The following is a 25,249-nucleotide window of genomic DNA, read 5'->3' as shown; positions in this document are numbered from 1 at the left end:
CAACAAAATATGGCTAAACAATCTTCGATCGAACAAGACGGTACAATTAGAGAGGCATTGTCAAATGCAATGTTCAGGGTTGAGCTGGAGAACGGTCATGAGATTATAGCCCATATTTCCGGCAAGATGCGTATGCACTACATCAAAATTTTACCTGGCGACAGAGTAAAATTAGAAATGAGTCCGTACGATTTGAGTAAGGGTAGAATAACCTATAGATATAAATAAAAAAGAGATGAAAGTTAGAGCATCCATTAAAAAACGCAGCGCAGATTGCAAAATCATTCGCCGTAACGGGAAACTTTACGTTATTAACAAGAAGAATCCTAAGTACAAACAACGCCAGGGCTAAGAACAATTTTGAATTGGAGAATGTTGAATTACTGATTAGTAGTATTCGATAATTCAATAATTCGATAACTCAATAAATTAAGATAAAATATGGCAAGGATATCAGGTATTGATTTACCAAAGAATAAAAGAGGAGAAATCGGACTTACTTACATTTTCGGTATAGGCCGCTCAACAGCTCAAAAGATTTTGACTGAGGCAGGTATCGATTTTAATACAAAAGTACAGGACTGGACCGATGAGCAGTTAGCCTCAATCCGTGGAATCATCAACGATCAGATTAAAGTGGAAGGTTCACTTCGTTCAGAAGTGCAATTGAACATTAAACGTTTGATGGACATTGGTTGCTACCGTGGTACACGTCACCGTAAAGGTTTACCATTACGTGGTCAGCGTACTAAAAACAACTCACGTACCCGTAAAGGAAAACGTAAAACAGTTGCTAACAAAAAGAAAGCTACTAAGTAGTAAATAACGATTGGTTAGCGGCGGGTAGTTATATACTTTAAGCTTACCAGGAATAAAAATTATAATCACGATTAGTGGGTCAGGGTTATTCTATAACTCAGTAATTCATTAATTCAATAATTAAAAAAATGGCTAAAAGTAAAAAAGTTACCAAAAAGCGCATTGTGATTGTTGAGCCGGTTGGCGAAGCACACATCAATGCTACTTTTAACAACATCATCATCACCCTTACCAACAAAACCGGACAGGCTATTTCATGGTCATCTGCAGGTAAAATGGGTTTCAAAGGTTCAAAAAAGAACACCCCTTATGCTGCCGGTCAGGCTGCTGCCGATTGCGGTAAAGTTGCTTATGACTTTGGTTTGCGTAAAGTAGAAGTGTTTGTAAAAGGCCCTGGTGCTGGTCGTGAGTCGGCTATCCGTACTTTGCAAACTGCAGGTATCGAAGTTACCACTATCAAAGACATTACGCCGCTTCCACACAATGGTTGCCGTCCGTCTAAAAGAAGAAGAGTTTAATTAACAGATTTTAAAGCTAAGATTCTACAGCTTCAGGCTGTAAGATACTTTAAAAATACACAAAATGGCCAGATATACAGGACCTAAGTCCAAAATTGCACGTCGTTTCCGTGAGCCGATCTTCGGTCCGGATAAAGCGTTAGAACGTAAAAATTATCCACCGGGAATGCATGGCGCTTCAAAACGTCGTGGAAAACAATCTGAGTATTCAACTCAGTTAATGGAGAAACAAAAAGTTAAATACACTTACGGTGTATTAGAGCGTCAGTTCGAAAACTTGTTTCACCGCGCTTCGGCTAAAGAAGGTATCACAGGTGAAAACTTGCTGAAATTCTTAGAAGCCCGTTTAGATAACGCTGTTTATCGTTTAGGTATATCACCTACACGTTCAGGTGCCCGTCAGTTGGTTAACCACAAACACATTAATGTTAACGGTGCTGTTGTAAACATCGCATCATATGCATTAAAAGCTGGTGACGTTATCTCTGTACGTGAAAAATCTAAAACATTAGAAGCTATTACTACGTCAGTAGCAGGTAGAAGAATCAACAAATACAGCTGGTTGGCTTGGGATGCAAATGAATTAACAGGCACATTCCTTAACTATCCTAACCGCGATGAAATTCCTGAAAACATTAAGGAGAACCTAATCGTCGAGTTGTATTCAAAATAATAAAAATAATTATCCAGGGGATGGTTGGCATATTCTGTCAATCATTTTCGTGGTTAAAATCATTTCAATTAGTAAACAATAAATAAAGGATATAAATGGCAATTTTAGCATTTCAAAAACCAGACAAGGTTATCATGCAAAAAGCAAATGATTTTGATGGTACGTTTGAATTTCGTCCGTTAGAACCAGGTTTTGGTGTAACCATTGGTAATGCTCTGCGTCGTATCTTACTTTCATCACTCGAAGGTTATGCAATTACTTCAGTACGTTTTTCGGGAGTAACGCATGAGTTTTCAACCATCAAAGGTGTTGTTGAAGACGTAACCGAGATCATCTTGAACCTTAAACAGGTTCGTTTTAAAAAGACTGGTGAATCTGGCGACWGCGAGAAAATATTTGTTATTATAAATGGCCAGGATGCTTTTAAAGCCGGAGACATTACTAAATTCTCCAACAACTTTACAGTATTAAATCCTGATCTGGTTTTATGTAACATGGACTCATCGGTAACGCTTGAAATCGAGCTTACTGTTGGTAAAGGCCGTGGTTACGTGCCGAGTGAAGAAAACAAAAATCCTGATGCAAATGTTGGCGTTATCGCTATCGACTCTATCTATACGCCGATAAAGAACGTTAAATATACCATCGAAAACTATCGTGTTGAGCAAAAAACCGACTATGAAAAATTAGTATTGGATATTGCTACTGATGGTTCTGTTCATCCTGAAGATGCTTTGAAGGAAGCTGCAAAGATCCTTATCCAGCACTTTATGTTGTTCAGCGATGAAAACATGATGTTAGAAGCACAGGCTAAAGAAGAAACTAAAGAAGTTGATGAAGAAATTTTGCACATGCGCAAGATCCTTAAAACTGAATTGGTTGATCTTGATCTTTCTGTACGTGCATTAAATTGCCTTAAAGCTGCAGACATCCGCAGCCTGGCCGATTTGGTATCGTATGATGTTGCTGATATGTTAAAGTTCAGGAACTTTGGTAAAAAATCACTGACTGAAATTCAGGACCTGGTTAAATCAAAAGGCTTATCTTTTGGTATGAACCTGTCTAAATTTAAGTTAGACGAGGAATAAGTCTTTAAGTCTTGAGTTCTGAGTGTTGAGTTTATCTCTGTCGCTCGGAACTCAAGTCATTTATAGGGTAGTTAGTTTTTTAGGGTTTTAAACTCACTACTCATCACTTAAAACTCAATACTATTAAATAGCGAAGGCATAATTCCGAAGGCTTGAGTAAATCGCCGGACGGTATGCACGTGAAATAATTTAAAACAATGAGACACGGAAACAAAAACAATCACTTAGGCCGTACTACCAGCCATCGCAAGGCGATGCTGTCAAACATGGCAACTTCGCTTATCCTACACAAGCGTATTACTACAACATTGGCTAAAGCAAAAGTTTTGCGCGGTTACATCGAACCACTTTTAACTAAATCAAAAAGCGATACTACTCACTCTCGTCGTACGGTGTTTAGCTACCTGCAAGATAAAGATGCTACAACAATCCTTTTCCGCGAGATTGCTGAGAAGATTGCTAACCGCCCAGGTGGTTACACCCGTATCATCAAGTTAGAAAACCGTTTAGGTGACAACGCCGAAATGGCGATCATTGAGTTGGTAGATTATAACACTGTTTACGGTGTTGACACTGCTGCAACTGCTAAAAAATCAACACGTCGTCGTGGTGGTTCAGCAAAAGCTAAAACAGCAGCCCCAGTTGCAGCTGAAGAAGCAGTAGTTGTTGAAGAAGCTAAAGAAGCACCAGTTGCTGAGGCTCCTGCAGCCGACGCTCCGGAAACTGAAGAAAAAGGAGAATAATTACTCTTTTCTTATAGAAATAAAAACGCCCTGCTCATTTGAGCAGGGCGTTTTATTTTGACATGATTTTCTGGATTGGGCAGGATTGACAGGATTACCTAGCAGATAGTGATCTGTCGAGCCTGTAAGTCAACAATCCTTCCACGTTCTCCACTAACTCAAATTTACATTTCTCCAATAGCCTGCACGATGGCAGGTTGTCCGCGTAAGTATGCACAATAATGGCTTTTACAAAATGATGGGTAAATGCCCATGCTATCATAGTTTGTAAAGCTTCGGTAGCAAAGCCCTTATTGTGCTGGTTGCCATCAATCATGTAGCCTATCTCTGCTTCGCCGCTATCATTTGGATAGCCGGCAAAGCCCATGCCGCCAATGGATGTGTTGGTGCTTTTATGCACCAGTTCCCAATCGGTATGCCATAGGTATTTATCGGGGTAGGCGAGGGTATTGGGTAGCCAGAAGTTGTCCAATGCATCAATGATTTCGGCATAATAAAATGGATCAACGAGCATAAAGGAAGGTGTCAGTCCCATGGAGGTTTCCATCAGCGCACGGTCCTGCCTCAGCAACAAAAGCTGCTGACGTGTTAACGGTATTAGTTTTAACCGTTCAGATTCTATAAAAAACATTTGATTTGTTTAGGAATTAAATAACAATAGTAAACCGGTTCTCTTTTTTGAAGTGAAGGTTAAGCTTTGCGGGCAAAGCTTTTGTTATGCAATTCCAGGCGTAGTGATTAGCCCGATTTGATTTGTGGGTAACAGAGGCGTTTTGTTTATTGGGATAAAGATAGCGATATTATTCATTTTCGGTTGCTACCCTGGCAATTTCCCGCCATTGACCGTTTTTTAATTCGCAAAGCAGCAGATCGCCGCGGCCAAAAGCAACACCGGCGCTAAATGCTTCGCCTACGATAACCCGTGTTTGTTCTCTATTCAAAAAAATTGGCATCGACAGGTAGTGATACGTAATGATATTATCTGAGTCTTGTTGATATTGCTCTTCTGCAAAAAAAGTAGTTTTTAATTTATAACGTGTTTTTCTCCACCTGAGTTGTTTTATTTGCTTTGTCTGAGAATGAAACAGATTGACTTCATCTTCGGTCATAAAGTCTTTTAAACATTTGTGGGATGTGACGTTGCCGGTATAATCAATTATTTCGGTGACTGTTAGTGGATCGGTACCCATGGCATAAAAGGTACTTATATTGGTCTTTGTATTGAGCGGGTTTAGGTGATCTTTTTCGATGATCCAATTTAAAAGTTCATTGCCGGGTTCTTGCTGGGTAAAAGTGGGTTGAGTAATAAAACAAATACATGCCAGAACAAATATAAAAAACACCCGTTTCATGTTGCAATATACCAATTTTGCGTTAGGGGCAGTAGCGGGTACCGGCCAGGGCAGGGAAATCGCTTTTAACTTTTTGAAATAGGAAAAAAGGTGTATATTTAGGATATAAGTGATTCAGGTCAAAAAAATGGCCTTTTCAAATCCCGAATATCGAGCCCACCAAGTTTTTTGTCCTTATTTTTCCAGCATGAAAGACCCGCGCAGAACGAACAAAGGGCATCATCTTTACCCGTTGGAAGAAATCCTGTTTTTATGTATATCAGCCGTAATCAGCGGCATGGATGACTGGACCTCGATCAATATGTTTGGTCATTTAAAACTGCCCTGGCTCCGGCAATATTTGCCTTACAAACATGGAATACCATCACACGATGTACTGGGGAAAGTTTTTGCAGTACTCGATCCGGTACAGTTCAGTGCATGTTTTAGGGACTGGGTGAATTCAATGGCAGAATTCACAGGTGGCGAAGTCGTTGCCATAGATGGAAAGACGATCTGTGGGTCTGACGATAAAACCATGGGCAAATCCGCACTGCATGTGGTGTCTGCCTATGCATCTGGGAACCGGTTATGCCTTGGGCAAGAGGCCGTTGCCGAAAAAAGCAACGAGATTACAGCAATCCCCGCTTTGCTCAAGTTACTTACTGTTAAAGATTGCATTATCACGATCGATGCCATGGGTTGCCAGAAAGCTATTGCCCGGACTATTATTGAAAAAGAAGCCAACTATATACTGATGGTCAAAGACAATCAGCAGGAGCTGAAAGAACAGGTAGAGAAAGTATTTACCATGAACCCTAAAACAGAAGCGGATATCACTATTGATGCCGGACATGGGAGAATAGAACAACGAGCCATTGGGCTATCGAAAACAACCTTCACTGGACGCTTGATATGGTTTTCAAAGAGGACAATTCGCTCAAAAAGAAAGGGAACTCGGCTTTGAATTACAATATCATTGCAAAAATGGCCTTAAATATCATCGAACGGGAAACTGAATCTAAAAGCAGTAAACCACAAAAAAGAAAACGGGCAGCCTTGGACGATGAGTTTAGAAGCAAGTTACTCGCAGGTTAAAAAAGTTAAAAGCGATTTCCCTGATTTTACCCGGGCATAATAATGTACAACAATATTTTTAACTTCATTTCCTGAGACTCTCAACAAGGCCCCAAGTCTGACACTTTCCAATTTTCAAATTTCTGTTGTTTTGATATCAAAATCTAATACTTCCCCATAACTATCTTATTTCCTGTCTCTAATCTCTTTATTCTTCCCCACGGACGTTCCCGCTGCTTTGTAAAATAAGCCAGGTTTAGGTATCATTTATTTGTGTTATGTCATAAAATGTATTTCAATTTTGTTTTCATTTGCAATCTACGTAGTTAACTACGTAGATTTGTACATAAATTAATTATTATGAATACTTCACTTGAAATTACCCCCTTAAACAATGCTTACTGTGAGCAGATCATCGATATCATATTACCCATACAGCAAATAGAATTTAATGTGCCCGTAACGCTGGAGGGGCAACCCGATTTGCTGGATATTGAAACCAATTACCACCAAACCGGCGGCAACTTTTGGGGTGCCAAAATTAATGGCGAACTGGTTGGCACCATAGCCTTAATAGCCATCGACGGTAAGGCCGGGGCATTGCGCAAAATGTTTGTACGTAAAGAGTACCGGGGCAAAGAACTGGGCATTGCGCAGCGTTTGCTGGATGAATTAATTGCTTATTGCCGCCAGCAGGATATTACCGCCATATACCTGGGTACAGTAGATTTGTTGAAAGCGGCACACCGCTTTTACGAAAAAAACGGCTTTGCCCAATTGGCTAAACAGGACTTGCCGCCATCATTCCCGCTGATGGGTGCCGATAATATTTTTTATGAGTTACATTTGAACAATTAACCACAAGCGGATGAATGTAATTGATGAATCGGGCATTTTAGCCATTAGTACCCGGCTGCAGCGCCTTGCCGACACCCTGCGCAAGGATGGAGTGCTCATTTACAAAGCCAATAATATTGATTTTGAGCCCAAGTGGTTTCCGGTTATTTATACCCTGCATTTTAAATCCGTGCTAAGCGTTGTTGAGCTGGCTAACGAAATTGGGTACACCCACCCCTCCACCATCAGCCTGCTGAAGGAGTTGGAAAAAGAAAAACTTATCCGTTCGAAAAAAGACAAGGCCGATGAGCGCAAACGCCTCGTGCTGCTCACCGCCAAAGGCCAGGAACTGGTGGAGCGAATGCACCCCATTTGGACCATCATCAAAGCCGCCGCCGCCGAACTTACCGATACGCAAAACAACATTATGAAAGCCATTGACGAAGTAGAAGAGCAAATAGGCCTGCAAAGCTTTTTCGCCCGGGCGCAACGGTTAAAGAATGAGGGGAAGCAAATGGGTTGATCGTTTTAACACCGTCCAGGTCGAACATAAACCGGGAGTACCTGTTGTAAATAAATATAAAAGATCGGTATCAATCGCTGTTGACATACTGTTGTCATTATTGCCAGCTTATTTTGATCTATAAACCCTATTGCGGGATTATTTGTATTTTTACATTACACATGGATTTTAATTTAACTTCCCAATACTTCCCCACCGGCGATCAGCCTGAAGCCATCAGGCAACTGGTTGAGGGCGTAAACAACGGCGATCCGTTCCAGACACTTTTGGGTGTTACAGGGTCGGGCAAAACGTTTACGGTGGCCAATGTTATCCAGCAAACGCAAAAGCCCACACTGATACTCAGCCACAATAAGACCCTTGCGGCCCAGCTTTATGGCGAGTTTAAGCAGTTTTTTCCCGAGAACGCGGTTAATTACTTTGTATCCTATTACGATTATTACCAGCCCGAAGCTTTTATACCCACCACTAACACCTACATTGAGAAGGACTTACAGATAAACGAGGAGATTGAAAAGCTGCGCCTGCGCACAACCTCGGCCCTGATGTCGGGCCGCAGGGACGTGATCGTGGTGTCCTCGATATCGTGTATTTACGGTATGGGTAATCCGGAGGATTTTGCACAATCGGTATTCAAATTCGCGGTGGGCACCCGCATCAGCAGGAATGCTTTTTTACACCGGTTGGTCGAGATATTATACGCCCGCACCACCGCCGATTTTAAGCGCGGTACCTTCAGAGTTAAGGGCGATACAGTTGATATTTTTCCGGCCTATATGGACCACGCTTACCGTATTTCCTTTTTTGGCGATGATATTGAGGAACTGACGACCTTTGATGTAAGCACCGGCAAAACCATCGAAAAAATGACACATATGGTGGTTTATCCCGCCAACCTGTATGTAGCCCCGCGCGAACGCTTCGTGCAATCTATCTGGGCTATACAGGAAGAACTGGAAACCCGCAAAAAGCAATTCATAAACGATGGCCGTTTCCTGGAAGCCAAACGCCTGGAAGAAAGGGTTAATTACGACCTCGAGATGATTCGCGAATTGGGCTACTGTTCTGGTATCGAGAATTATTCGCGTTTTTTCGATGGCCGGCTGCCGGGGGCAAGGCCATTCTGTTTGTTAGACTATTTCCCGGATGATTACCTGATGGTTATAGATGAAAGCCACGTAACTGTACCCCAGATCAGGGCGATGTATGGTGGCGATAGGTCGCGCAAGATGTCGTTGGTCGATTATGGCTTTAGGCTGCCGGCTGCGTTGGATAACCGGCCCCTTAACTTCCAGGAGTTTGAAAAACTGGCCCCGCAAACGGTTTACGTAAGCGCAACGCCCGGTGATTTTGAATTGGAAAAATCGGAAGGTGTAGTGGTTCAGCAGGTTATACGTCCTACAGGACTATTGGATCCTATTATAGAAATCCGGCCGGTAATAAACCAGGTGGACGATTTGTTAGATGAAGTTGACCGCACCATAAAAATGGGCGACCGCATCCTGGTAACTACGCTCACCAAACGTATGGCCGAAGAATTGGCTAAATACATGGACAGACTGGGCATTAAATGCCGTTACATCCACTCCGAAGTAAAGACATTGCAAAGGGTAGAAATTTTGAGAGGATTGCGCCTTGGCGAGTTTGATGTACTGATAGGTATTAACTTATTACGCGAGGGATTGGATTTACCGGAGGTATCGTTGGTTGCCATCCTGGATGCTGATAAGGAAGGTTTTTTACGGTCGGAACGTTCATTAATCCAAACTATTGGCCGTGCTGCCCGTAATGATCGCGGCCGGGTTATCATGTATGCCGATAAAATTACCGATTCGATGCAAATAACAATGGATGAGACAAATCGCAGGCGAGAAATCCAAATTGCATACAATACCGCGCATGGCATTACACCAACCACGGTAGGTAAATCCCGCGAAGAGATCATGGAGCAAACATCGGTTGTCGACTTTAAAGGCGGGGTACAAAAGGCTTATGTAGAAGCTGATATGGCAACGTTAGCAGCCGACCCTATTGTTCAGTATATGACCAAGCCCGATCTGAAAAAATCTATCGACAACACCAAAAAAGAAATGCTTGCCGCCGCCAAAAACATGGACTTTTTATTGGCAGCTAAACTGCGCGACGAAATGTTTGCTTTGGAGAAGATGATGGAGGAGAAATTTTAATTAGATGTGCAGATTTTGAATGTGCAGATATGCAGATGAGGAACTTAAACACCCACGATAATGTAATGTTTGTAAAATGATTGCAAGATTTGTCCGTCCGCATGCCTGAAAACCATCTGCACATCTGAAATCTGCACATTTGCACATCTATCCATACATCTAAAAAACAATTTCTCCGTTATATACTTATATTTGTAAGCTTAAAATTAATCAGATGTTACTTATTCGTTTCCTGATCATATCAATTTGTGTTTTATACATTATCCGCAGTTTAATGCGGTACCTTATACCTGCTTTGTTCCAAAGCGTCATCAATAAAGCGCAGCAACAGGCTCAGCAGCAGCAAAACTATCAGCAAAGAAAGCCCGAAGGCGCCATAAAAGTTGACTACATTCCCGAAGGAAAAAAAGGCAAATTACCCGATACCGAAGGTGAATTTGTTGATTATGAAGAAGTAAAATAAGCCTTTTATGCTGCCCGACGAAGTATACAAACGACGCCCCAACCACAACAATACTCCTGAATCGATAACATTGATTATTGCCAATTTTATTGTGTTTGCCGTGGCTACACAGTTGTTTGTATCTGCTACCAAGATCCATACGTTTTTTTGGGTGGTAGTTGCCGCATTAGCGGTTTATAACTTTTTCAACATCCGTAAGTACCGGGAAGATTACAACAAAGCACAAGTAATAGCTTATATTTTAAGCTTGATTATCATGGTTATTTTCTTTTTTGTAATGCGCAGCCGCTAGTAAGCCTGTTAAGTAATTCCTTTACAACTAATAATTCCTATTCCCGTTCAATTTTCTATTTTTGAGGAATTAATATCCATTTCAAAAAACTTAAATGAATAACTGGTTCAAGCGCAATAGTGTCCATCTCATTATTGTAGCAATTTTTATAGCAATTTCCTTTGCTTACTTCATTACTCCACTAACACAGGGTAAAGTATTATTTCAAAGTGATGTATCTCAGGCGCAGTCCATGCAAAAAGAGATCAATGATGTTAAGGCCGCTACAGGTAAAGCACCATTATGGACCAATCAAATGTTTGGGGGCATGCCTGCTTACCAAATCTGGGCTTCGTTCCCCTCAAACATTACCTCACATGTTATTGATATTTTAAAGATTGTATTCCCTAACCCGGTTGATACCATACTGCTTTATTTATTAGGTGCATACCTGTTATTCAGCGTATTGCGGCTTTCGCCCTGGCTGGCAGCCGCGGGGGCAATAGCTTTTGCGTTTTCGTCATACAATTTTATTTATATCACCGCGGGCCATAGTAACCAGGCTTATGCTATTGCATTTTTTGCGCCTTTGCTTGCGGGCATTATTTTAACGTTACGTGGCCGGTACCTTTTAGGTGCTTCGCTTACAGCGTTTTTCCTGGCAATGGAAATCCGCAGTAATCACGTACAAATGACTTATTACCTGCTGTTATCTATAGCTATATTATTGGGTATCGAGCTTTACCATGCTATAAAAGACAAGCAAACCAAGCCATTTTTAAAATCGATGGGCTTTTTGGCGGCAGGCATAGTGCTGGCTATCGCGGTAAATGCAGGTACCTTATGGACAACTTATGAATACAGCCAATACACTATCAGAGGCAAAGCAAACTTAACTGCCAAAGGCACTGAAGGTCCTAACCACGGGTTAGATAAGGATTATGCTTACACCTGGAGTCAAAGCGTTGGTGAGTGCCTTACGTTTTTAATTCCGAACGCTTACGGAGGTGGCAGCAGCACCGTTGCCGACGATGACTCTAAGGCGGTAAAAATATTAACCGATAAGGGCGTTGATGCAGGCCAGGCGCAGGGGTTTGTTTCGCAATCATTGTATTACGGCAATAAGCCAAGTACATTTGGCCCCTGGTATTTTGGTGCAGCCATATGCTTCCTTTTCATTTTAGGCCTGCTTATTGTTAAAAACCGTATTAAATGGTGGGTTTTAGGAGCAGTGTTGTTAAGCATGCTGTTATCATTCGGTAAAAACTTACCTTTCCTGTCCGATTTCTTTTTCAATTACGTACCCATGTACAACAAGTTCAGGGCGGTTGAATCAACGCTGGTCATCGCGGCATTTTGCTTCCCTATATTGGCACTGCTTGCTGTTAACGAGGTTATTACCAATACCGATAAGGCATTTATTTTCAAACGTGCCAAAATTGCGTTTTATATTACAGGCGGCTTATTATTAATTATGATAGGGGTTCCGCAAATATTGTTGAGTTTCAGGGCTGATGAACATGCGGCTTTTGTGGCAAACCTAACCCAAATATTCAAAGGCGATACCGGCACTGCAAATTCTGTTGCCAACGCAATAATAGATGACAGGGAAAGCCTTGAACGCGCAGACGCTATCCGCTCGCTAATTTTCGTTGTGTTAACGGCAGGCCTGTTGTGGTTAATTATCAAACAAAAAATAAAAGCAAATATTGCTGCCTTGGTGCTGGCTGTAATTGTTATAATTGACATGTGGGGAGTTGATAAACGCTACCTGAAGGATGCAAACTTTGTAGCCAAATCTGACCTGGAGCAACAGTACACGCCGCGCGAAGTTGATCAGTTTATTCTCAAGGATACCGATCCTAATTTCCGCGTATTTGATATGACATCGGGCGATCCTTTTCATGACTCACACTCATCTTATTTTTATAAAACTGTAGGCGGTTTCCATTCAGCAAGGTTGAGAAGGTTTGATGAATTGATTCAAAACCAATTTACCAAAAGCGTTAACCACGATGTACTGGATATGCTGAATACTAAGTACATCATTACTGTTGATCCTAAATCGGGCAATGCCGGTATGCAAGCTAACCAAACAGCCTGCGGCAACGTATGGTTTGTAAAAAGCGTAAAATTTGCCGATAACGCCGACCAGGAGATGCAGGCCATCAGCAGCTTCTCGCCAAAAGACGAAGCCATTGTCGATAAGCAATATAAAGGCATGATTGATGGGAAATCGGTGGGTGCCGATCAAGCTCCAACCACCACTATAAAATTAACCAAATATGAGCCGGAGCACCTGACTTATGAAAGCAGCAGCCCGGTAGCACAGGTGGCCGTGTTTTCAGAAATTTATTACGATAAAGGTTGGAGCATGACTATTGATGGTAAAGAATCACCTTACTTCCGTGCCGATTATTTGTTAAGAGCTGCGGTGATCCCTATTGGTAATCACACCATCAAGTTCGATTTCCATCCCACATCTTATTATGCAGGCGAAAATATCTCATTAGCGGGATCTATCTTGCTTGTATTGGCTTTAGGTGGTGCAGCTTATACTGAAACTAAGAAAAAGCCGGCAGCTAAGCCGGTTGCAAAAAAAGCCTGATATTGGTGGATTAAAATTATCTGACAAAGAGCGATGGGCGAAAGTTCATCGCTCTTTTGTTTATGTTAATCATTTGTCCGCTTATTCTTCAGCCAGTACCAGCCAAGATTAAAAGCTATCACAAAATGATTTAATACTGTTGGAATCAAACCATAATATCGCCTCATAATATCAAAACGTTCCTGTAAACTCTGGCGATGCTTTTTTTTGGACATCCCTCCTACCAGGTATTTGGCAACATACCTGTTTACATTGACTATCTTTTTCGCTTTTTTTGCAGCCCGGATAATCCATTCAATATCTGCACTTAATTGATACTGCCTATCAAAGGGTTCGGCTAATGCCCGCCTTACGTAAATAGCCTGGTGACTGATACTCATACCGTATTTGAACCCGCGCCAGGTAAACTGTTCGGGGGCCTTATGACGGCGCTGGCCTAAACTTTCGCCACTGTCTGCTATCATTTCGGTTTCGCCGTAATAAATATCGGCATCATCGGCAGCGCCAAAAACAGCGGCTACGGTATCGGCATCAAAAAACTCGTCGCCGGAATTCATGAAGATAACATAGTCACCAGATGCCAATGCTAATCCTTTATTCATGGCATCATAAATGCCATTATCCTTCTCGCTTATAAATTTGCTTACACTATCCTGGTATTTCGAAATTACCTGCAAAGTTCCATCAGTAGAAAGGCCATCTGCAATAATGTATTCGATATTGTTGTAGGTTTGATTTAAAACAGACAAGATGGTACGTTCGATATCGCGTACGTTATTGTATACTATCGTGATAACGCTAAGCTTAGGATTAAACATCATCACCTCCTGTATCCTTTAACAAGCTTTGATAAAGTTCGATGTGCTTTTTGGCAATCACCTCTTCAGAAAACGTTTCCATTACCGTATCCCGGGCCTGCTTTTGCAGCAACTGTGGTTGCGGATGTTTAATAACCCACTCCATACCATCTGTAAAGCTCCCTGCCGAACGATAGGTGGCCAGGTAGCCGTTATATTCATGCTTAACCATATCGGGTATGCCGCCCGTTGTAAAGGCTATTACGGGCGTTCCGCAAGCCAGGCTTTCCATAACGGTATAAGGCAGGTTATCTTCAAGGGAAGGAATCAGGAATGCATCGGCAGCGGCATAATACAATGCCAGCTGTTCGTCGTTATTTATCGTGCCTAAAAAGCTGGTTTTAAATGGAAAATCGGGCAGGCCTTCCGTTCCACGATTGCCAAAAACAACCAGTTCTATTTTTCCGGCATCTACGCCCAAACGCTGCTTCAGCAATTCCATGCTGTCCAGCAGATATTGGGTGCCTTTATGTAAATCTTTACGCGACGGCATAAACCCGCTTAAAAAAATGAATTTGTCGGTTGGTAATCCCGCCTTTTCTTTTGCCTCATGTTTGTCAACGGGCTTAAAAATATCTGTTTCGAGGGTGTTGGGTATATGATGAACCGCTTTACCTTGCATCAGGCTGCTTGCGGCTATTGATTGCTGCATCCACAAGCTTGGGGCAGCTATGGCAAAATCCAACACCTCATAAGCCTCCTTTTTTTGCTCCCATATCTGGTGCGAAATATCGGTATCCGAAGGCTTGACCAGCAATGGGCAGTTACCACATTCGCGCATAAAATGATCGCAGGCATAACGTACGTGGCAACCACCTGTAAAGGCATTGCTATCGTGAAAGGTCCATACAACTGGCTTATTAAGTTTGGTAATCCCGGCAATATGCTTCGGGTCAAGAAAACCATGATTGATCCAGTGCAGGTGAATAATATCGGCATTCTTAACATCCGGGTGATGGATGACAGAACGGCCAAACCAGGCAAATGAAAACGGTGTTTTCATCAGCGGTTTTAAAAAACGTTTGGCCAAAATCCGCTCCAATATAATAGTAAAGGCAGTGTATGATTTTTGGATTTTGTTGGAATTGAACGTACCTATTTGTGGGTTGCTGCCAAATTTATAATGCACCAGCATTTTTGATGCTACACCCTGGCTTATTAATGCCCGGTTAAGACGCATGCAGCCGCGACCTGCGCCGCCGTTGCCATCATAGGTATTCAGATGCACTACTTTTAACATATTCCAAAAATAAGGTTATTCACACCACAATATGAATTATGCAATCAACCCACCCCGGGGCAAACCCGTCCAATTGGGTTAACATAACTTAACACATTTTAGATAAAATACCTACAAGTACTTGGTAATAAATACTTTATATTTTATCATGGTTAACACTAAATCGATAGCGCAATTTAGGCGCATCCAAATATTGTGCCTGTTGTTGACCAATACAAGTCCTTGGGTACCGCGATCATCTAACCAGGATAAGCAATAAATAAAGGGTATCGTTTGATGCTTATATCTTCCCGACGCCATAAGCTTATTACGTTAGCTAATAACAACTTATCGCCGTTGGCCATTTAGATGCGTTTGCCCTGTCAGCCTACTCTTTGTTTAACAAACCTTACGGCACGCTGCAGTAAAGTACCTTTACGATGTGCCAGGAAGTGCTTAATTGCCTTGTATGCTTTTTCATTTTCCTCTACTACATCAGGGAATTTTTTTACCGGTTGCTGCGAAATATGCACATCGTACATATTCTCTTTATTGCTATGAAAACCCGTGCCATCGTGCCCTATGTTGTTGATAAGCGATTTGGCCGGATTTAGGGTAAGGCCGCCTTTTAAAAATATAGAAGCATACCAGCGAATAGCCCATGAATTGTTTTTACCGGCCTTAAACTCCTTAATCTGTTTCCAGAAATTCATTTTACCTTCGATGGAAAACTTAAGTACCCTAACTGCATCAAACTGGGCTATCAGTTTATCAATATCGGGTTCAAAGCTATCCCAGGCACGTGCCCAGGTTGCCCAGCCCCAACTGCTGGCTGCGCGATAGAAGAAGGCATCGGGCAGGTCTTTCTCTTTCAGGTTATACATATAGGCCCCAATATGCATCACTTTATCATCGTTTGCGTAACGGGTTAATGCCTCGTTAAAGTATTGCAGGGTATACGGCGATGATAACAGATCATCTTCAAAAACAATTACTTTACCATATTCATACACCAGCTGGGTAACACCGCTGATGATAGACTCTGCCAAACCCAGGTTATTATCGCGCAGGATAACTTTTACCGATTTAAAGCCGGACGTTTCTTTAGCAACCTGCCTTACCTCATCGCATTTGGCCCGGTCGGTTTCGGTTTTGGGACCATCACAAAAAATATATAAACGGGATTCATCTGCCAATACATTTTTTTGCAAATGGATGATGGTACGGCGCATATGATCGGGCCGGTTGTATACAAACAGAGCTATAGGGGCAAGTTTTTGCATTGATCAGGTAAAAGTCAGAATAATTCGGGTTGATGGTCGGCTTTTTTACACAAAACGGTATAAGCGTTGGCAAATTGTTCGCGCACCTTTTTTCCCATCAATTTACTTAAGGTTTGCTTAACTGAATATTCGGCTGCTATTTTCAAATTTTTCAGTAAGCTCTTCGGTTTCTTTTGATTAACGTAGGTATTAAACCTGGTAACCTCAGGTTCAATCATCGATGTAAGGTCATTCTCCAGCTCAAAACCTTCGGTACTTAACAAGTACCGGAGCGAGGTTGGCGTATAAACGTTGATATGGCCGTAAGCCAAAAAATGTTTAATCCGCGTATCAACACCTGTTTTATAATCGCGCGGAACCTCAATAACACAACGTTTTGCAACACGCTTTATCTCGCGCAATAAAATGCGCTCATGCTCCACATGCTCCAGCACATGCGACAGAATGATCAGATCAAAGCTATCATCGGCAAAAGGCAATTTATAACCATCAAATACCTGAACCGATTTTAGATTGGGTATCTGGCGCGATTGTATATAGCCTACCCCGCTTTCAGAGATCTCGACAGCATGATACTCAAGTGCAAAGTTATTTTGGGACAAAATTTTTAAGATACTGCCGTCGCCGGCCCCCACTTCCAATACCCTGGCAAAAGTAAGCCCCCGGCATACATCTATAATATGCTGCGCTTTGTATTTTGCTCCCAGCATTCGCCAGGCTTCATCGTGCTTTTCGTAAAATTGATCGTAAGCGGTTTTATAGTCACCGCCAATAATTGATTCCTGCATTATTTACGAAGGTAAAATTATAGCTTTAATTATCTCTTCTGTTTTAAGCGAATTATTATTTAATAATGGCTTTAAGCTTGCGCCAGGTGGAATTTATTTTCTCGTTCACATCTTCCGAGATCTTAAACAGATAGGTCATCAGGATATAAACCAACGTTGTTACTCCGCTACGTAGCACTATATCCAGGTATAAATTAGGCATGCGCCAAAAATATTTACCAGCCAAAAAGCTCACCGCCGATACTACCAACACCAGCAGGTGCCTGTAATTAAATGGCTGCATTTTAAAGCGGTATTTAATGTAAAACCAGGTGCAGAAGTTTAAACCTGTCATAGTGATTAAATAAGCTATAGCCGCCCCCATTCCTCCAATTTTAGGGATCAGGATATAGTTTAAAACAATACAAAAAATACTGGCCAACAAAACCAATATGGTAATGAGTTTATACTTATGCGAAGTAGTAATGATATAGGTATTTAACCCGCCGGTTATATCAACCAAAAATCCGAGGCCTATCACCAGAAAAAGCGTAAAATATTTAGGATCGGTAAACTCCTTATTACGGGCAACAGCATACAAGTTTTCGCGGTTAATAATTATACCGATAAACAACAGGCATCCAAATACCATTTGAATGATAGAGGTTTTAGCATACACATCGGCAATATTCTCCATGTTTTTTGATTTCCATGCATCGGCAACGATGGCATAGGTTGTTCTGCTCAAAGCAGTGGCCGGCACACTTATCAATAACGCGATATTAAAATACCAACTGTAAATACCCTGCACACTATCCCCCGCCATTGAACTTAGCATCAAAGTATCTACTTTTTGCAGTAGCACATACACCGCACTTGCAACTAAAGTAAACAGGCCAAAATTTACAATCTCTTTCTTTTTTATGATTTTAAAACTGCCATCATTTACCCCGTAAGCAAATTTACCGGTGCTCATGATGCTTAAAAGCAGTAATAAAGAAATTAAACCATTGCTACCGATGTACAAGAATATAAAATCTTCAAAGTTTATCCATTTGATGGCTATCATCAATAAATAAACCGTAGTAAGCAACCGCAGCAAAACATTTTGCAAAAAATTGGAATAAATAGTTTGATAAACTACCCGGCCGGTCATTTCCAGGTAGTTGAACACCACTATAAATAACGAAAGCGGAATAAGGTAATAGTAATATTTGGCAAAAAATACCGAATTACCGGTATAAGCGCCCAATATTACCGGCCTAAGCGCAACGTACAATACAGTGGCTAACACGAATCCGGCAAGAGTTAAACCTGCCACCCAGTGCATAAAACCGTTATGTTTATTATCTTCGGTACGATAAAAAGGAAAGTATTTGGCTATAATACTTGGGGCCCCCATACTGGCCACCAATGAATATAAAACCGATACGCTGATAATCAGATTATAAAAACCGTATTGCCCGGCATTGGTAAAAAACGGAAAAAGCAAAACAGTGTTTATATAAGCTACCCCCATGCCCGCATACGAGAGGATGGTATTTTTATAAACCTGCTTTTTTACTATACCCATGCCAGCAATTAATATTTAATACCAATACGGCCGGTATAATCTATCCTGTTTAACAGCAACGGTAATTTTTGGGCTTCAATATACTCATCAACTGCTTTGCGCGCGCCTTCCCAATGGCCATAATCGTCGATAATGATAACGCCACCGGGCACCAGTAAGGGGTATAAATGCTCCAACTCATGAGCGGTGGATTCATACCAATCGGTGTCGAGCCTTAGCAAGGCTATTTTCCCGGGCATAGTTTGCGGGATGCTATCTTCAACCTTGCCTTTTACATAATGCACCTTTGCCGCTGGATAATTGAGCGTGCCTACATTCTTTTGTACTTCCTCTAATGCCGAGTAGCACCAAACAGATGTTGGATCGTCTTTATCGCTTGTTTTTAATAATTCGTCTGCTCCTGTACCAGTAGTTATTTTGTCCGCCTCGGTGGGTTCAGACATACCTTCAAAAGTATCATACAAATAGATATTCCTCGTGGTATCTCCCGCTTTCATTAAGGTATCTATTGCCGCCATGGTACTGCCGCCCCGCCATACGCCGCATTCCACAAAATCGCCTTGTATATTATTTTTAACAAGGTAGTTTACAGCATTGCATAACGAAGCAATCCGCTCCGGCGTGGTCATGGTGTACGTTTTTACCTTGTAGTATGTATCAAGTGTTGCTTTTTCAAAATCGGCAGGCAGGCCGTTAACAACAAGGCGTTTATCCGGCTTTACCAGGTCGTAGCCTAAATTATTGATAACCTTGTGCATCAGTTTTTTTAACATGTTAGTCTTTTTTTATTGATTGCTTTATTATTCCGGTAAGTGTTTTTATTCTGTCCCTAATATCATAATTATTGCGGATATGGGTTGCCTCCTTTGCCCCAAGCGAGGCTGCAAGTTCAATATCTTCTGCAATTCTCATCATGCAGGTAGCCATCCCTTCTATATCATGTTCAGCAATCAGAAAGCCTGTTTCCCCGTTAATAACCGCTTCCTTTATGCCGGTATGCTGTGTACTTACAATAGCCAAACCAGAAGAACCCGCTTCTAAAATAGTTACCGGAGTACCTTCTTTATCGCCGTTAGCAGCTGTTACCGAGTGTTGAACAAAACATCGTGACTGCTGTATTAACGCTTTGATCTGGTCGGTTTTCAACACCCCGGTTAGTGATATTTGCTCCTCAAGCCCCAATTCTTTTACTAATGATTGGGTTTCCTCAAACAAGGGGCCCTGGCCAACCATCCAAAGTTTCGCGTCGGGAAATTTGTCAGCCACCAATTTAAAAGCCCTCACTACCGATTGAGGCGATTTCTTTTCTACAAAGCGCCCAACAGCCAAAAAATTCCTTTTTGTTCCGGCAATATTTAGTTGAGGAAACTTAATGGTATCAACTCCACAGGAAGCATTGGTTATTTTACCTGCGGGTGCCCCCAGATTGATTAAATCAATCACCATATCTGCAGATACGGATATAAACGCACTTCCGTATTCAAACAATTTATTATAAAGCTTGCGGTAGCTTTTTACCGTTTCCCTGTGGTAAACATCGGCACCATGAAAATGCGTAGTTAATGGTACATTCGCAAGTTTACAAGCTTCGGTCACCATAGCCCCTACCATTCCATATTCCGCAAATACGGCATCGATTTTTTCCTTTTTCAGGTAGTTAACCAAGGCTATCGTACGCACCCGGATACTCTTTTTTTTAAATAACCTTTTTTGTATTAAATAACTTAACAATCCAAGTTTGGACCGGATAAGAAACTTTCCTTCGTGGTCATAAACAGGAAAAGCACCTCCGTACAACACTTTTTTATTACCAGGCAATCTGTCAATGTGTTCCTGTACGAATGTTTCAGAAAAAGCGTCTTTGTTCGGCTTTATAATACAAAGATTAAATGCATCCATTACACGGCACCCTTGCTTTTTTGAGCTACAACTACATATAGGGAGGCATCACGGTCGCGTTGCGCCTGCGAGTGTATTTTATCAAACAGCCGAATAAAGCTTTGCATCACAAACGCAAAAGGCGGCACCAAAAACTTAGGTAACTTTAAAAGGATGGCATCCTGAAAAAGCTGAATACCGCTTGCAGCAAGGCCCATTATACCATGGAAAGACTCCACCTCAAAACCTTCGGCTTCGATTGTCTTCCTTAATCCGGCACTTGTCCACCTCCAGTAATCATACGGTGTGGGGTGATAATACCAATACCCGTGGGTAGTAAGGATAATTTTCCCACCGGGTTTTAAAAGGCGCAAAGCCTCAGAAAGATAACTGTGGGGAGAATCAACATGCTCCAATACCTGGTTAGATAAAATGATATCGCAATAATTATCGGGCAAAGTTGTTTTGCTATCATAATCAATATGATAATCTGCCAAAGGGTTTAGATCGAGGTCCACACCAATGTATTTACCTACCATTGGCTCTATAACTGAGCGGTACGGCATGTCGCCACAGCCAAAATCAATAAGTTGCAGTTTATTGCTACCGGCAGTTAATTCCTGCATTATCTTTAAAGTGGCATCACGCAACTTTGTTAAATGAACATATCTGGTAGAAAACAAGGTGGGATTAAGCCGGCTATTGCTATTCATAACCGCAAATTTAATTTTTTTATTTTAATACGTTAATGTAAACATTAAGACCGGCCTGTATTACTGCCCCGTAAGCTTTATAAAATAAAACAGGCCTGTGTTTATCCTAACACAGACCTGTTTTTATATCGCGGTTTGGCAATTATTTAGTTGCCACGAATAGCTTATGGATCTCATGAGCATTTAAAACCCTTTTGTAAATCCTCATATCGTCTAAACCACCTTTCATAAGATAAGCCTGACTACTTGGATTGCCTAATCCCTGGCTATCAGCCCCTATATACAGATTAGTGTTAATGTCAGCATTTGGTGTAGGGATATTTTCAGATATCCTGTCAAAAACACCATCCACATATAAAGCAACCTGGCTTGAATCATAATTATATACTACTGTAAGCATGTGCCACGCACTTATACCACATACCAACTGACCATAAGCAAACGGATCACCACCGCCCGATACATTATAAGTTATAGTACCTGATTTGCCTACTATTGAACCTGCATTTAAAACACCGCCAACACCGGTTATCCATCCTTGCTGATTACCTACCGCGCGTTTGCTGAATACCGTAGTACCATATGAAGAACTGTAATTATCCAAGTTAATCCAATAATTAATTGTAAAATTCGTACTGTTAAGCCTTAAAGCCTGTTTATCAGCAACTGTTATATAACTGCTGATACCGTTAAAGTTATAAGCTGAGTTTGGTTTTCCAAATCTGTCAGCAACACTGGTAATATCGTGCGCTGTTCCATTATAATTATGCCCCGAGAAATCATTAGCACTATTATTAAACGGATAATAAGCAATTAACCCCACCTTTAAACTATCCTTAACAGTTACCAAACAGCTTACGCTTTTGGTTTCCGCCACATTACTCAACGAGATCTGCGACGTCCCTTCGTTTTTTGCTGTGATAACACCCCGATTAGTAACAGAAATTACAGAGGTATCTGATGATTTCCATACCAGTTTGGTAGTATCATACGATGTAGGGGTAACCGTAACATTCAGTTTTACAACATTGCCGGTATACATAGTAAGGGTATCGGTTAACAATAAGCCCTGAAGCGGATCTGGTGCCGGCCCGTCGTCTTGAATTTTTGTACAACTGCTGTAAAGCACAGCAAATAATGGTATTAATAAAAAGTAAAGTCTTTTCATAATAAGGTTTGGGTAAGTAGTAATTTATTTAGTTAATTTTTATTGTCTAAAAATAAATAATAATCGGCTATCGGCAAAATATATTACTATCGCAATAAAAAAGCCCTCCGGAATTACCGAAGGGCTCTATATTGTAATTTACTTACCTGATTATTGGCTTGTAAATTTCTTGGCGTTAATTTTACGCTCGTTTTCGTTCAGATAGATTTTACGTAAACGGATGCTTTGCGGCGTTACTTCGATGTACTCATCGGCCTGAATGTACTCCATTGATTCTTCTAACGAGAATTTAATGGCTGGTGCAATCCTCACGTTGGTATCGCTACCTGATGCACGCATGTTGGTTAACTGCTTGCCTTTGGTTAAGTTAATAACCAAATCGTTATCGCGAATGTGCTCGCCTAATACCTGTCCTTCGTAAATATCAACTCCCGGATCAACGTGGAACCTGCCACGATCCTGTAATTTATCAATTGCGAAAGCAGTGGTTTTACCTGTATCCATAGATACCAATACACCATTTAAACGGCCAGGAATAGTACCTTTCCATGGCTCATATGCTTTAAAGCGGTGTGCCATAATAGCCTCGCCACCGGTAGCAGTTAATACGTTGTTACGTAAACCGATGATACCACGTGCCGGGATATCAAATTCAAGGTGTTGTAAATCGCCTTTAGGTTCCATCACCAACAGGTCTCCTTTGCGTTGCGTTACCAATTCAATTACTTTACCGGCGACATCGCCCGGTACATCAACAATAAGGGTTTCAACCGGCTCGCATTTAACACCGTCAATTTCTTTAACGATAACCTGTGGCTGACCTACCTGCAATTCGTAACCTTCGCGACGCATGGTTTCGATCAAAACTGATAAGTGAAGGATACCGCGACCATACACCAGGTATGAATCAGGCGATTCGGTTTCAACAACCTTAAGCGCCAGGTTTTTTTCCATCTCTTTGTACAAACGGTCACGTAAGTGGCGCGATGTAACAAATTTACCCTCTTTACCAAAGAAAGGTGAAGTATTGATGGTGAACAACATGTTCATGGTTGGTTCATCAATTTTGATAACCGCCAGTTGCTCTGGTTTTTCAAAATCGGCAATGGTATCGCCAATATCAAAACCTTCAATACCAACTACGGCACAGATATCGCCCGAGCTAACTTCTGTAGCGCGTACTTTACCTAAACCTTCAAAAGTATAAAGTTCTTTAATTCTTGATTTTTGGATGGTGCCATCGCGTTTTACCAAAGATACCGGCTGGTTTTCTTTGATGGTACCACGTGCCACACGACCGATAGCGATACGACCTACGAATGAAGAATAATCCAAAGAGGTAATCTGCATTTGTAAGGTACCGTCGGCGATAGGTGCAGGAGGAATGTTAGCTAATATGGCATCCATTAACGGGAAAATATCCTCGGTAGGTGTTTTCCAGTCGGTGCTCATCCAGCCTTGTTTTGACGAACCGTAGATAACCGGGAAATCCAGTTGATCTTCAGTTGCCTCAAGGTTGAAGAATAATTCGAAGATCTGTTCGTAAACTTCTTCAGGACGGCAGTTTTCTTTATCTACTTTGTTTACAACCACAATTGGTTTTAAGCCTAAAGCCAAAGCCTTTTGGGTTACAAAGCGGGTTTGAGGCATAGCGCCTTCAAAAGCATCGCAAAGTAGTAATACACCATCCGCCATCTTCAATACACGCTCAACCTCGCCACCAAAATCGGCGTGACCAGGAGTATCTATAATGTTTATCTTAACGTCTTTATACCTTACCGAAACGTTTTTTGATACGATGGTGATACCTCGCTCACGTTCCAGGTCATTGTTGTCCAATATTAATTCACCAGTTTCCTGGCCATCGCGAAAGATGGCGCAACTGTGTAAAATTTTGTCAACCAATGTAGTTTTACCGTGGTCAACGTGTGCGATGATCGCAATGTTTCTTATTTTTTGCATGAAATATGCCCCTATAAATTTGGCGCAAAGGTACGTTTAATATATGAGATTTTAAAACGCAGTCAAGTTATAGGTGAAATAATGATTTAGATTTAACAAACAAGGCAAGAATTTTTCCATTTTGTAAGATCGATACTCTTTATAGTATTTCGCGATGCAGTAATAAAACTTTCAGTGTATAGCCTATTTACAGGACGGAATAGAAAATTTCCAACTAATTTATGCATTAATATAAAGGTAATTTATTAATGAACCTAAAAATGTAATAATCTAATCTTTTTTCTACCCACTCGGTAAAGCCTATCCTTTGCAGGTTTTTAGCTTCATTATACATTGGACGTACTTCATTATTAGATGTAACATCCAAAACCCACATATTGCCATACTCAGTTCCATTTACAATTAGTAGCTCATCAATACCAACATTAACCCAACCATTAAAAATACCATCAAACAAAGTATGTTCAGGATCAAATGTGGTTTTATAAGGAAAGTCGTAAACATCCTTTATGGTTTCAGATTCGAATCTCACACGCTCTGAGACATTAAACGGAATCGCTGGATTATACTGATCTGCCTCATAAAAATAATCAGCAAAATTATTTTCGCTTGTTATTTGCACGTAAGGGTATTTTGAATCAATTCCGTTTGCAATGTTTAGTACTAACCAACGGTAGTCTTCAGGTATTTTG

Annotated in this window: 27 protein-coding genes; 14 read left to right on the top strand and 13 right to left on the bottom strand. The window is 41.2% G+C overall.

From position 1 onward, the window contains the following. The first annotated feature begins 9 nt into the window (after nucleotides 1-9). From infA to rplQ, 7 genes are all read left to right on the top strand, one after another. Nucleotides 10-228 (top strand): translation initiation factor IF-1, encoded by a 219-nt coding sequence (infA, locus tag AC1DU2_RS29690; RefSeq protein WP_090643449.1) that lies wholly within the window; start codon nucleotides 10-12, stop codon nucleotides 226-228. A gap of 7 nt (nucleotides 229-235) precedes the next feature. Continuing rightward, complete coding sequence (rpmJ, locus tag AC1DU2_RS29685) at nucleotides 236-352, top strand: 50S ribosomal protein L36 (RefSeq protein ID WP_074487407.1); 117 nt, start codon at nucleotides 236-238, stop codon at nucleotides 350-352. 89 nt (nucleotides 353-441) lie between these two features. Then, entirely contained in the window at nucleotides 442-819 is a 378-nt protein-coding gene (gene rpsM / locus AC1DU2_RS29680) for a 30S ribosomal protein S13 (RefSeq protein ID WP_090643454.1), read from the top strand. Nucleotides 820-947: 128 nt separating this feature from the next. Further along, nucleotides 948-1,337: a 30S ribosomal protein S11 gene (gene rpsK / locus AC1DU2_RS29675; RefSeq protein WP_090643458.1), complete on the top strand. Its 390-nt coding sequence runs from the start codon at nucleotides 948-950 to the stop codon at nucleotides 1,335-1,337. A gap of 64 nt (nucleotides 1,338-1,401) precedes the next feature. Continuing rightward, entirely contained in the window at nucleotides 1,402-2,010 is a 609-nt protein-coding gene (rpsD, locus tag AC1DU2_RS29670; protein ID WP_477359167.1) for a 30S ribosomal protein S4, read from the top strand. A gap of 95 nt (nucleotides 2,011-2,105) precedes the next feature. Beyond that, complete coding sequence (locus tag AC1DU2_RS29665; RefSeq protein ID WP_477389143.1) at nucleotides 2,106-3,098, top strand: DNA-directed RNA polymerase subunit alpha; 993 nt, start codon at nucleotides 2,106-2,108, stop codon at nucleotides 3,096-3,098. A gap of 197 nt (nucleotides 3,099-3,295) precedes the next feature. After that, the gene (gene rplQ, locus AC1DU2_RS29660) at nucleotides 3,296-3,841 is read left to right on the top strand and encodes a 50S ribosomal protein L17 (RefSeq protein WP_090643470.1); all 546 of its coding nucleotides are present in this window, start codon (nucleotides 3,296-3,298) and stop codon (nucleotides 3,839-3,841) included. 94 nt (nucleotides 3,842-3,935) lie between these two features. On the opposite strand, the gene AC1DU2_RS29655 is transcribed toward rplQ, so the two are convergent. Both AC1DU2_RS29655 and AC1DU2_RS29650 read right to left on the bottom strand, forming a co-directional pair. Next, nucleotides 3,936-4,472, bottom strand: coding sequence for a GNAT family N-acetyltransferase (locus tag AC1DU2_RS29655; RefSeq protein ID WP_477389141.1), 537 nt, complete (start codon nucleotides 4,470-4,472; stop codon nucleotides 3,936-3,938). A 169-nt stretch (nucleotides 4,473-4,641) separates the two neighbouring features. Continuing rightward, on the bottom strand, nucleotides 4,642-5,193 hold the full coding sequence (locus AC1DU2_RS29650) for a hypothetical protein (RefSeq protein WP_477389139.1): 552 nt from the start codon (nucleotides 5,191-5,193) through the stop codon (nucleotides 4,642-4,644). Nucleotides 5,194-5,380: 187 nt separating this feature from the next. Here AC1DU2_RS29650 and AC1DU2_RS29645 point away from each other — a divergent pair, with 187 nt between their 5' ends. From AC1DU2_RS29645 to AC1DU2_RS29615, 7 genes are all read left to right on the top strand, one after another. Then, nucleotides 5,381-6,139, top strand: coding sequence for an ISAs1 family transposase (locus AC1DU2_RS29645; RefSeq protein WP_477389137.1), 759 nt, complete (start codon nucleotides 5,381-5,383; stop codon nucleotides 6,137-6,139). A gap of 470 nt (nucleotides 6,140-6,609) precedes the next feature. After that, on the top strand, nucleotides 6,610-7,107 hold the full coding sequence (locus tag AC1DU2_RS29640) for a GNAT family N-acetyltransferase (protein WP_477353924.1): 498 nt from the start codon (nucleotides 6,610-6,612) through the stop codon (nucleotides 7,105-7,107). A 10-nt stretch (nucleotides 7,108-7,117) separates the two neighbouring features. Continuing rightward, nucleotides 7,118-7,609 (top strand): MarR family transcriptional regulator, encoded by a 492-nt coding sequence (locus AC1DU2_RS29635; RefSeq protein WP_477353922.1) that lies wholly within the window; start codon nucleotides 7,118-7,120, stop codon nucleotides 7,607-7,609. Nucleotides 7,610-7,770: 161 nt separating this feature from the next. Then, nucleotides 7,771-9,795 (top strand): excinuclease ABC subunit UvrB, encoded by a 2,025-nt coding sequence (gene uvrB / locus AC1DU2_RS29630; RefSeq protein WP_477389135.1) that lies wholly within the window; start codon nucleotides 7,771-7,773, stop codon nucleotides 9,793-9,795. A 214-nt stretch (nucleotides 9,796-10,009) separates the two neighbouring features. Then, on the top strand, nucleotides 10,010-10,258 hold the full coding sequence (locus AC1DU2_RS29625) for a DUF4834 family protein (protein WP_477353918.1): 249 nt from the start codon (nucleotides 10,010-10,012) through the stop codon (nucleotides 10,256-10,258). Between the two features lie 7 nt (nucleotides 10,259-10,265). Beyond that, nucleotides 10,266-10,550, top strand: a complete 285-nt coding sequence (locus AC1DU2_RS29620) for a hypothetical protein (protein ID WP_477353915.1) — start codon at nucleotides 10,266-10,268, stop codon at nucleotides 10,548-10,550. Between the two features lie 94 nt (nucleotides 10,551-10,644). Then, nucleotides 10,645-13,137: a YfhO family protein gene (locus tag AC1DU2_RS29615; protein WP_477389133.1), complete on the top strand. Its 2,493-nt coding sequence runs from the start codon at nucleotides 10,645-10,647 to the stop codon at nucleotides 13,135-13,137. Between the two features lie 65 nt (nucleotides 13,138-13,202). Here the strand turns inward: AC1DU2_RS29615 and AC1DU2_RS29610 are convergent, their stop codons facing one another. From AC1DU2_RS29610 to AC1DU2_RS29560, 11 genes are all read right to left on the bottom strand, one after another. Next, nucleotides 13,203-13,955 carry a glycosyltransferase family 2 protein gene (locus AC1DU2_RS29610; RefSeq protein WP_477389165.1) on the bottom strand — a complete coding sequence of 251 codons (753 nt, stop codon included), beginning with the start codon at nucleotides 13,953-13,955 and terminating at the stop codon, nucleotides 13,203-13,205. Then, on the bottom strand, nucleotides 13,948-15,234 hold the full coding sequence (locus AC1DU2_RS29605) for a glycosyltransferase (protein ID WP_477353911.1): 1,287 nt from the start codon (nucleotides 15,232-15,234) through the stop codon (nucleotides 13,948-13,950). The genes AC1DU2_RS29610 and AC1DU2_RS29605 overlap by 8 nt, the downstream gene beginning before the upstream one ends. Before the next feature lie 362 nt (nucleotides 15,235-15,596). After that, nucleotides 15,597-16,496, bottom strand: coding sequence for a glycosyltransferase (locus AC1DU2_RS29600; RefSeq protein WP_477353909.1), 900 nt, complete (start codon nucleotides 16,494-16,496; stop codon nucleotides 15,597-15,599). Nucleotides 16,497-16,510: 14 nt separating this feature from the next. Beyond that, nucleotides 16,511-17,284, bottom strand: a complete 774-nt coding sequence (locus tag AC1DU2_RS29595) for a class I SAM-dependent methyltransferase (protein ID WP_477389131.1) — start codon at nucleotides 17,282-17,284, stop codon at nucleotides 16,511-16,513. Between the two features lie 55 nt (nucleotides 17,285-17,339). Next, nucleotides 17,340-18,836 carry a lipopolysaccharide biosynthesis protein gene (locus AC1DU2_RS29590; protein WP_477389129.1) on the bottom strand — a complete coding sequence of 499 codons (1,497 nt, stop codon included), beginning with the start codon at nucleotides 18,834-18,836 and terminating at the stop codon, nucleotides 17,340-17,342. Nucleotides 18,837-18,844: 8 nt separating this feature from the next. Beyond that, nucleotides 18,845-19,609: a TylF/MycF/NovP-related O-methyltransferase gene (locus tag AC1DU2_RS29585; protein ID WP_477353903.1), complete on the bottom strand. Its 765-nt coding sequence runs from the start codon at nucleotides 19,607-19,609 to the stop codon at nucleotides 18,845-18,847. 1 nt (nucleotide 19,610) lies between these two features. Next, the gene (locus AC1DU2_RS29580) at nucleotides 19,611-20,735 is read right to left on the bottom strand and encodes a glycosyltransferase (protein ID WP_477353901.1); all 1,125 of its coding nucleotides are present in this window, start codon (nucleotides 20,733-20,735) and stop codon (nucleotides 19,611-19,613) included. Then, nucleotides 20,735-21,427, bottom strand: coding sequence for a class I SAM-dependent methyltransferase (locus AC1DU2_RS29575; protein WP_477389127.1), 693 nt, complete (start codon nucleotides 21,425-21,427; stop codon nucleotides 20,735-20,737). Before AC1DU2_RS29575 ends, AC1DU2_RS29580 begins: the two co-directional genes overlap by 1 nt. 142 nt (nucleotides 21,428-21,569) lie before the next feature. Continuing rightward, nucleotides 21,570-22,595, bottom strand: coding sequence for a LamG-like jellyroll fold domain-containing protein (locus tag AC1DU2_RS29570; protein WP_477353897.1), 1,026 nt, complete (start codon nucleotides 22,593-22,595; stop codon nucleotides 21,570-21,572). 150 nt (nucleotides 22,596-22,745) lie between these two features. Next, nucleotides 22,746-24,557, bottom strand: a complete 1,812-nt coding sequence (gene typA / locus AC1DU2_RS29565; protein ID WP_477353895.1) for a translational GTPase TypA — start codon at nucleotides 24,555-24,557, stop codon at nucleotides 22,746-22,748. 226 nt (nucleotides 24,558-24,783) lie between these two features. Beyond that, on the bottom strand, nucleotides 24,784-25,249 hold a 466-nt coding region (locus AC1DU2_RS29560; protein ID WP_477389125.1), incomplete at its 5' end, for a hypothetical protein.

The sequence above is a fragment of the Mucilaginibacter sp. P4_C11 genome (genome assembly GCF_056402115.1).
This window is presented reverse-complemented; position numbering and strand designations above follow the sequence as displayed.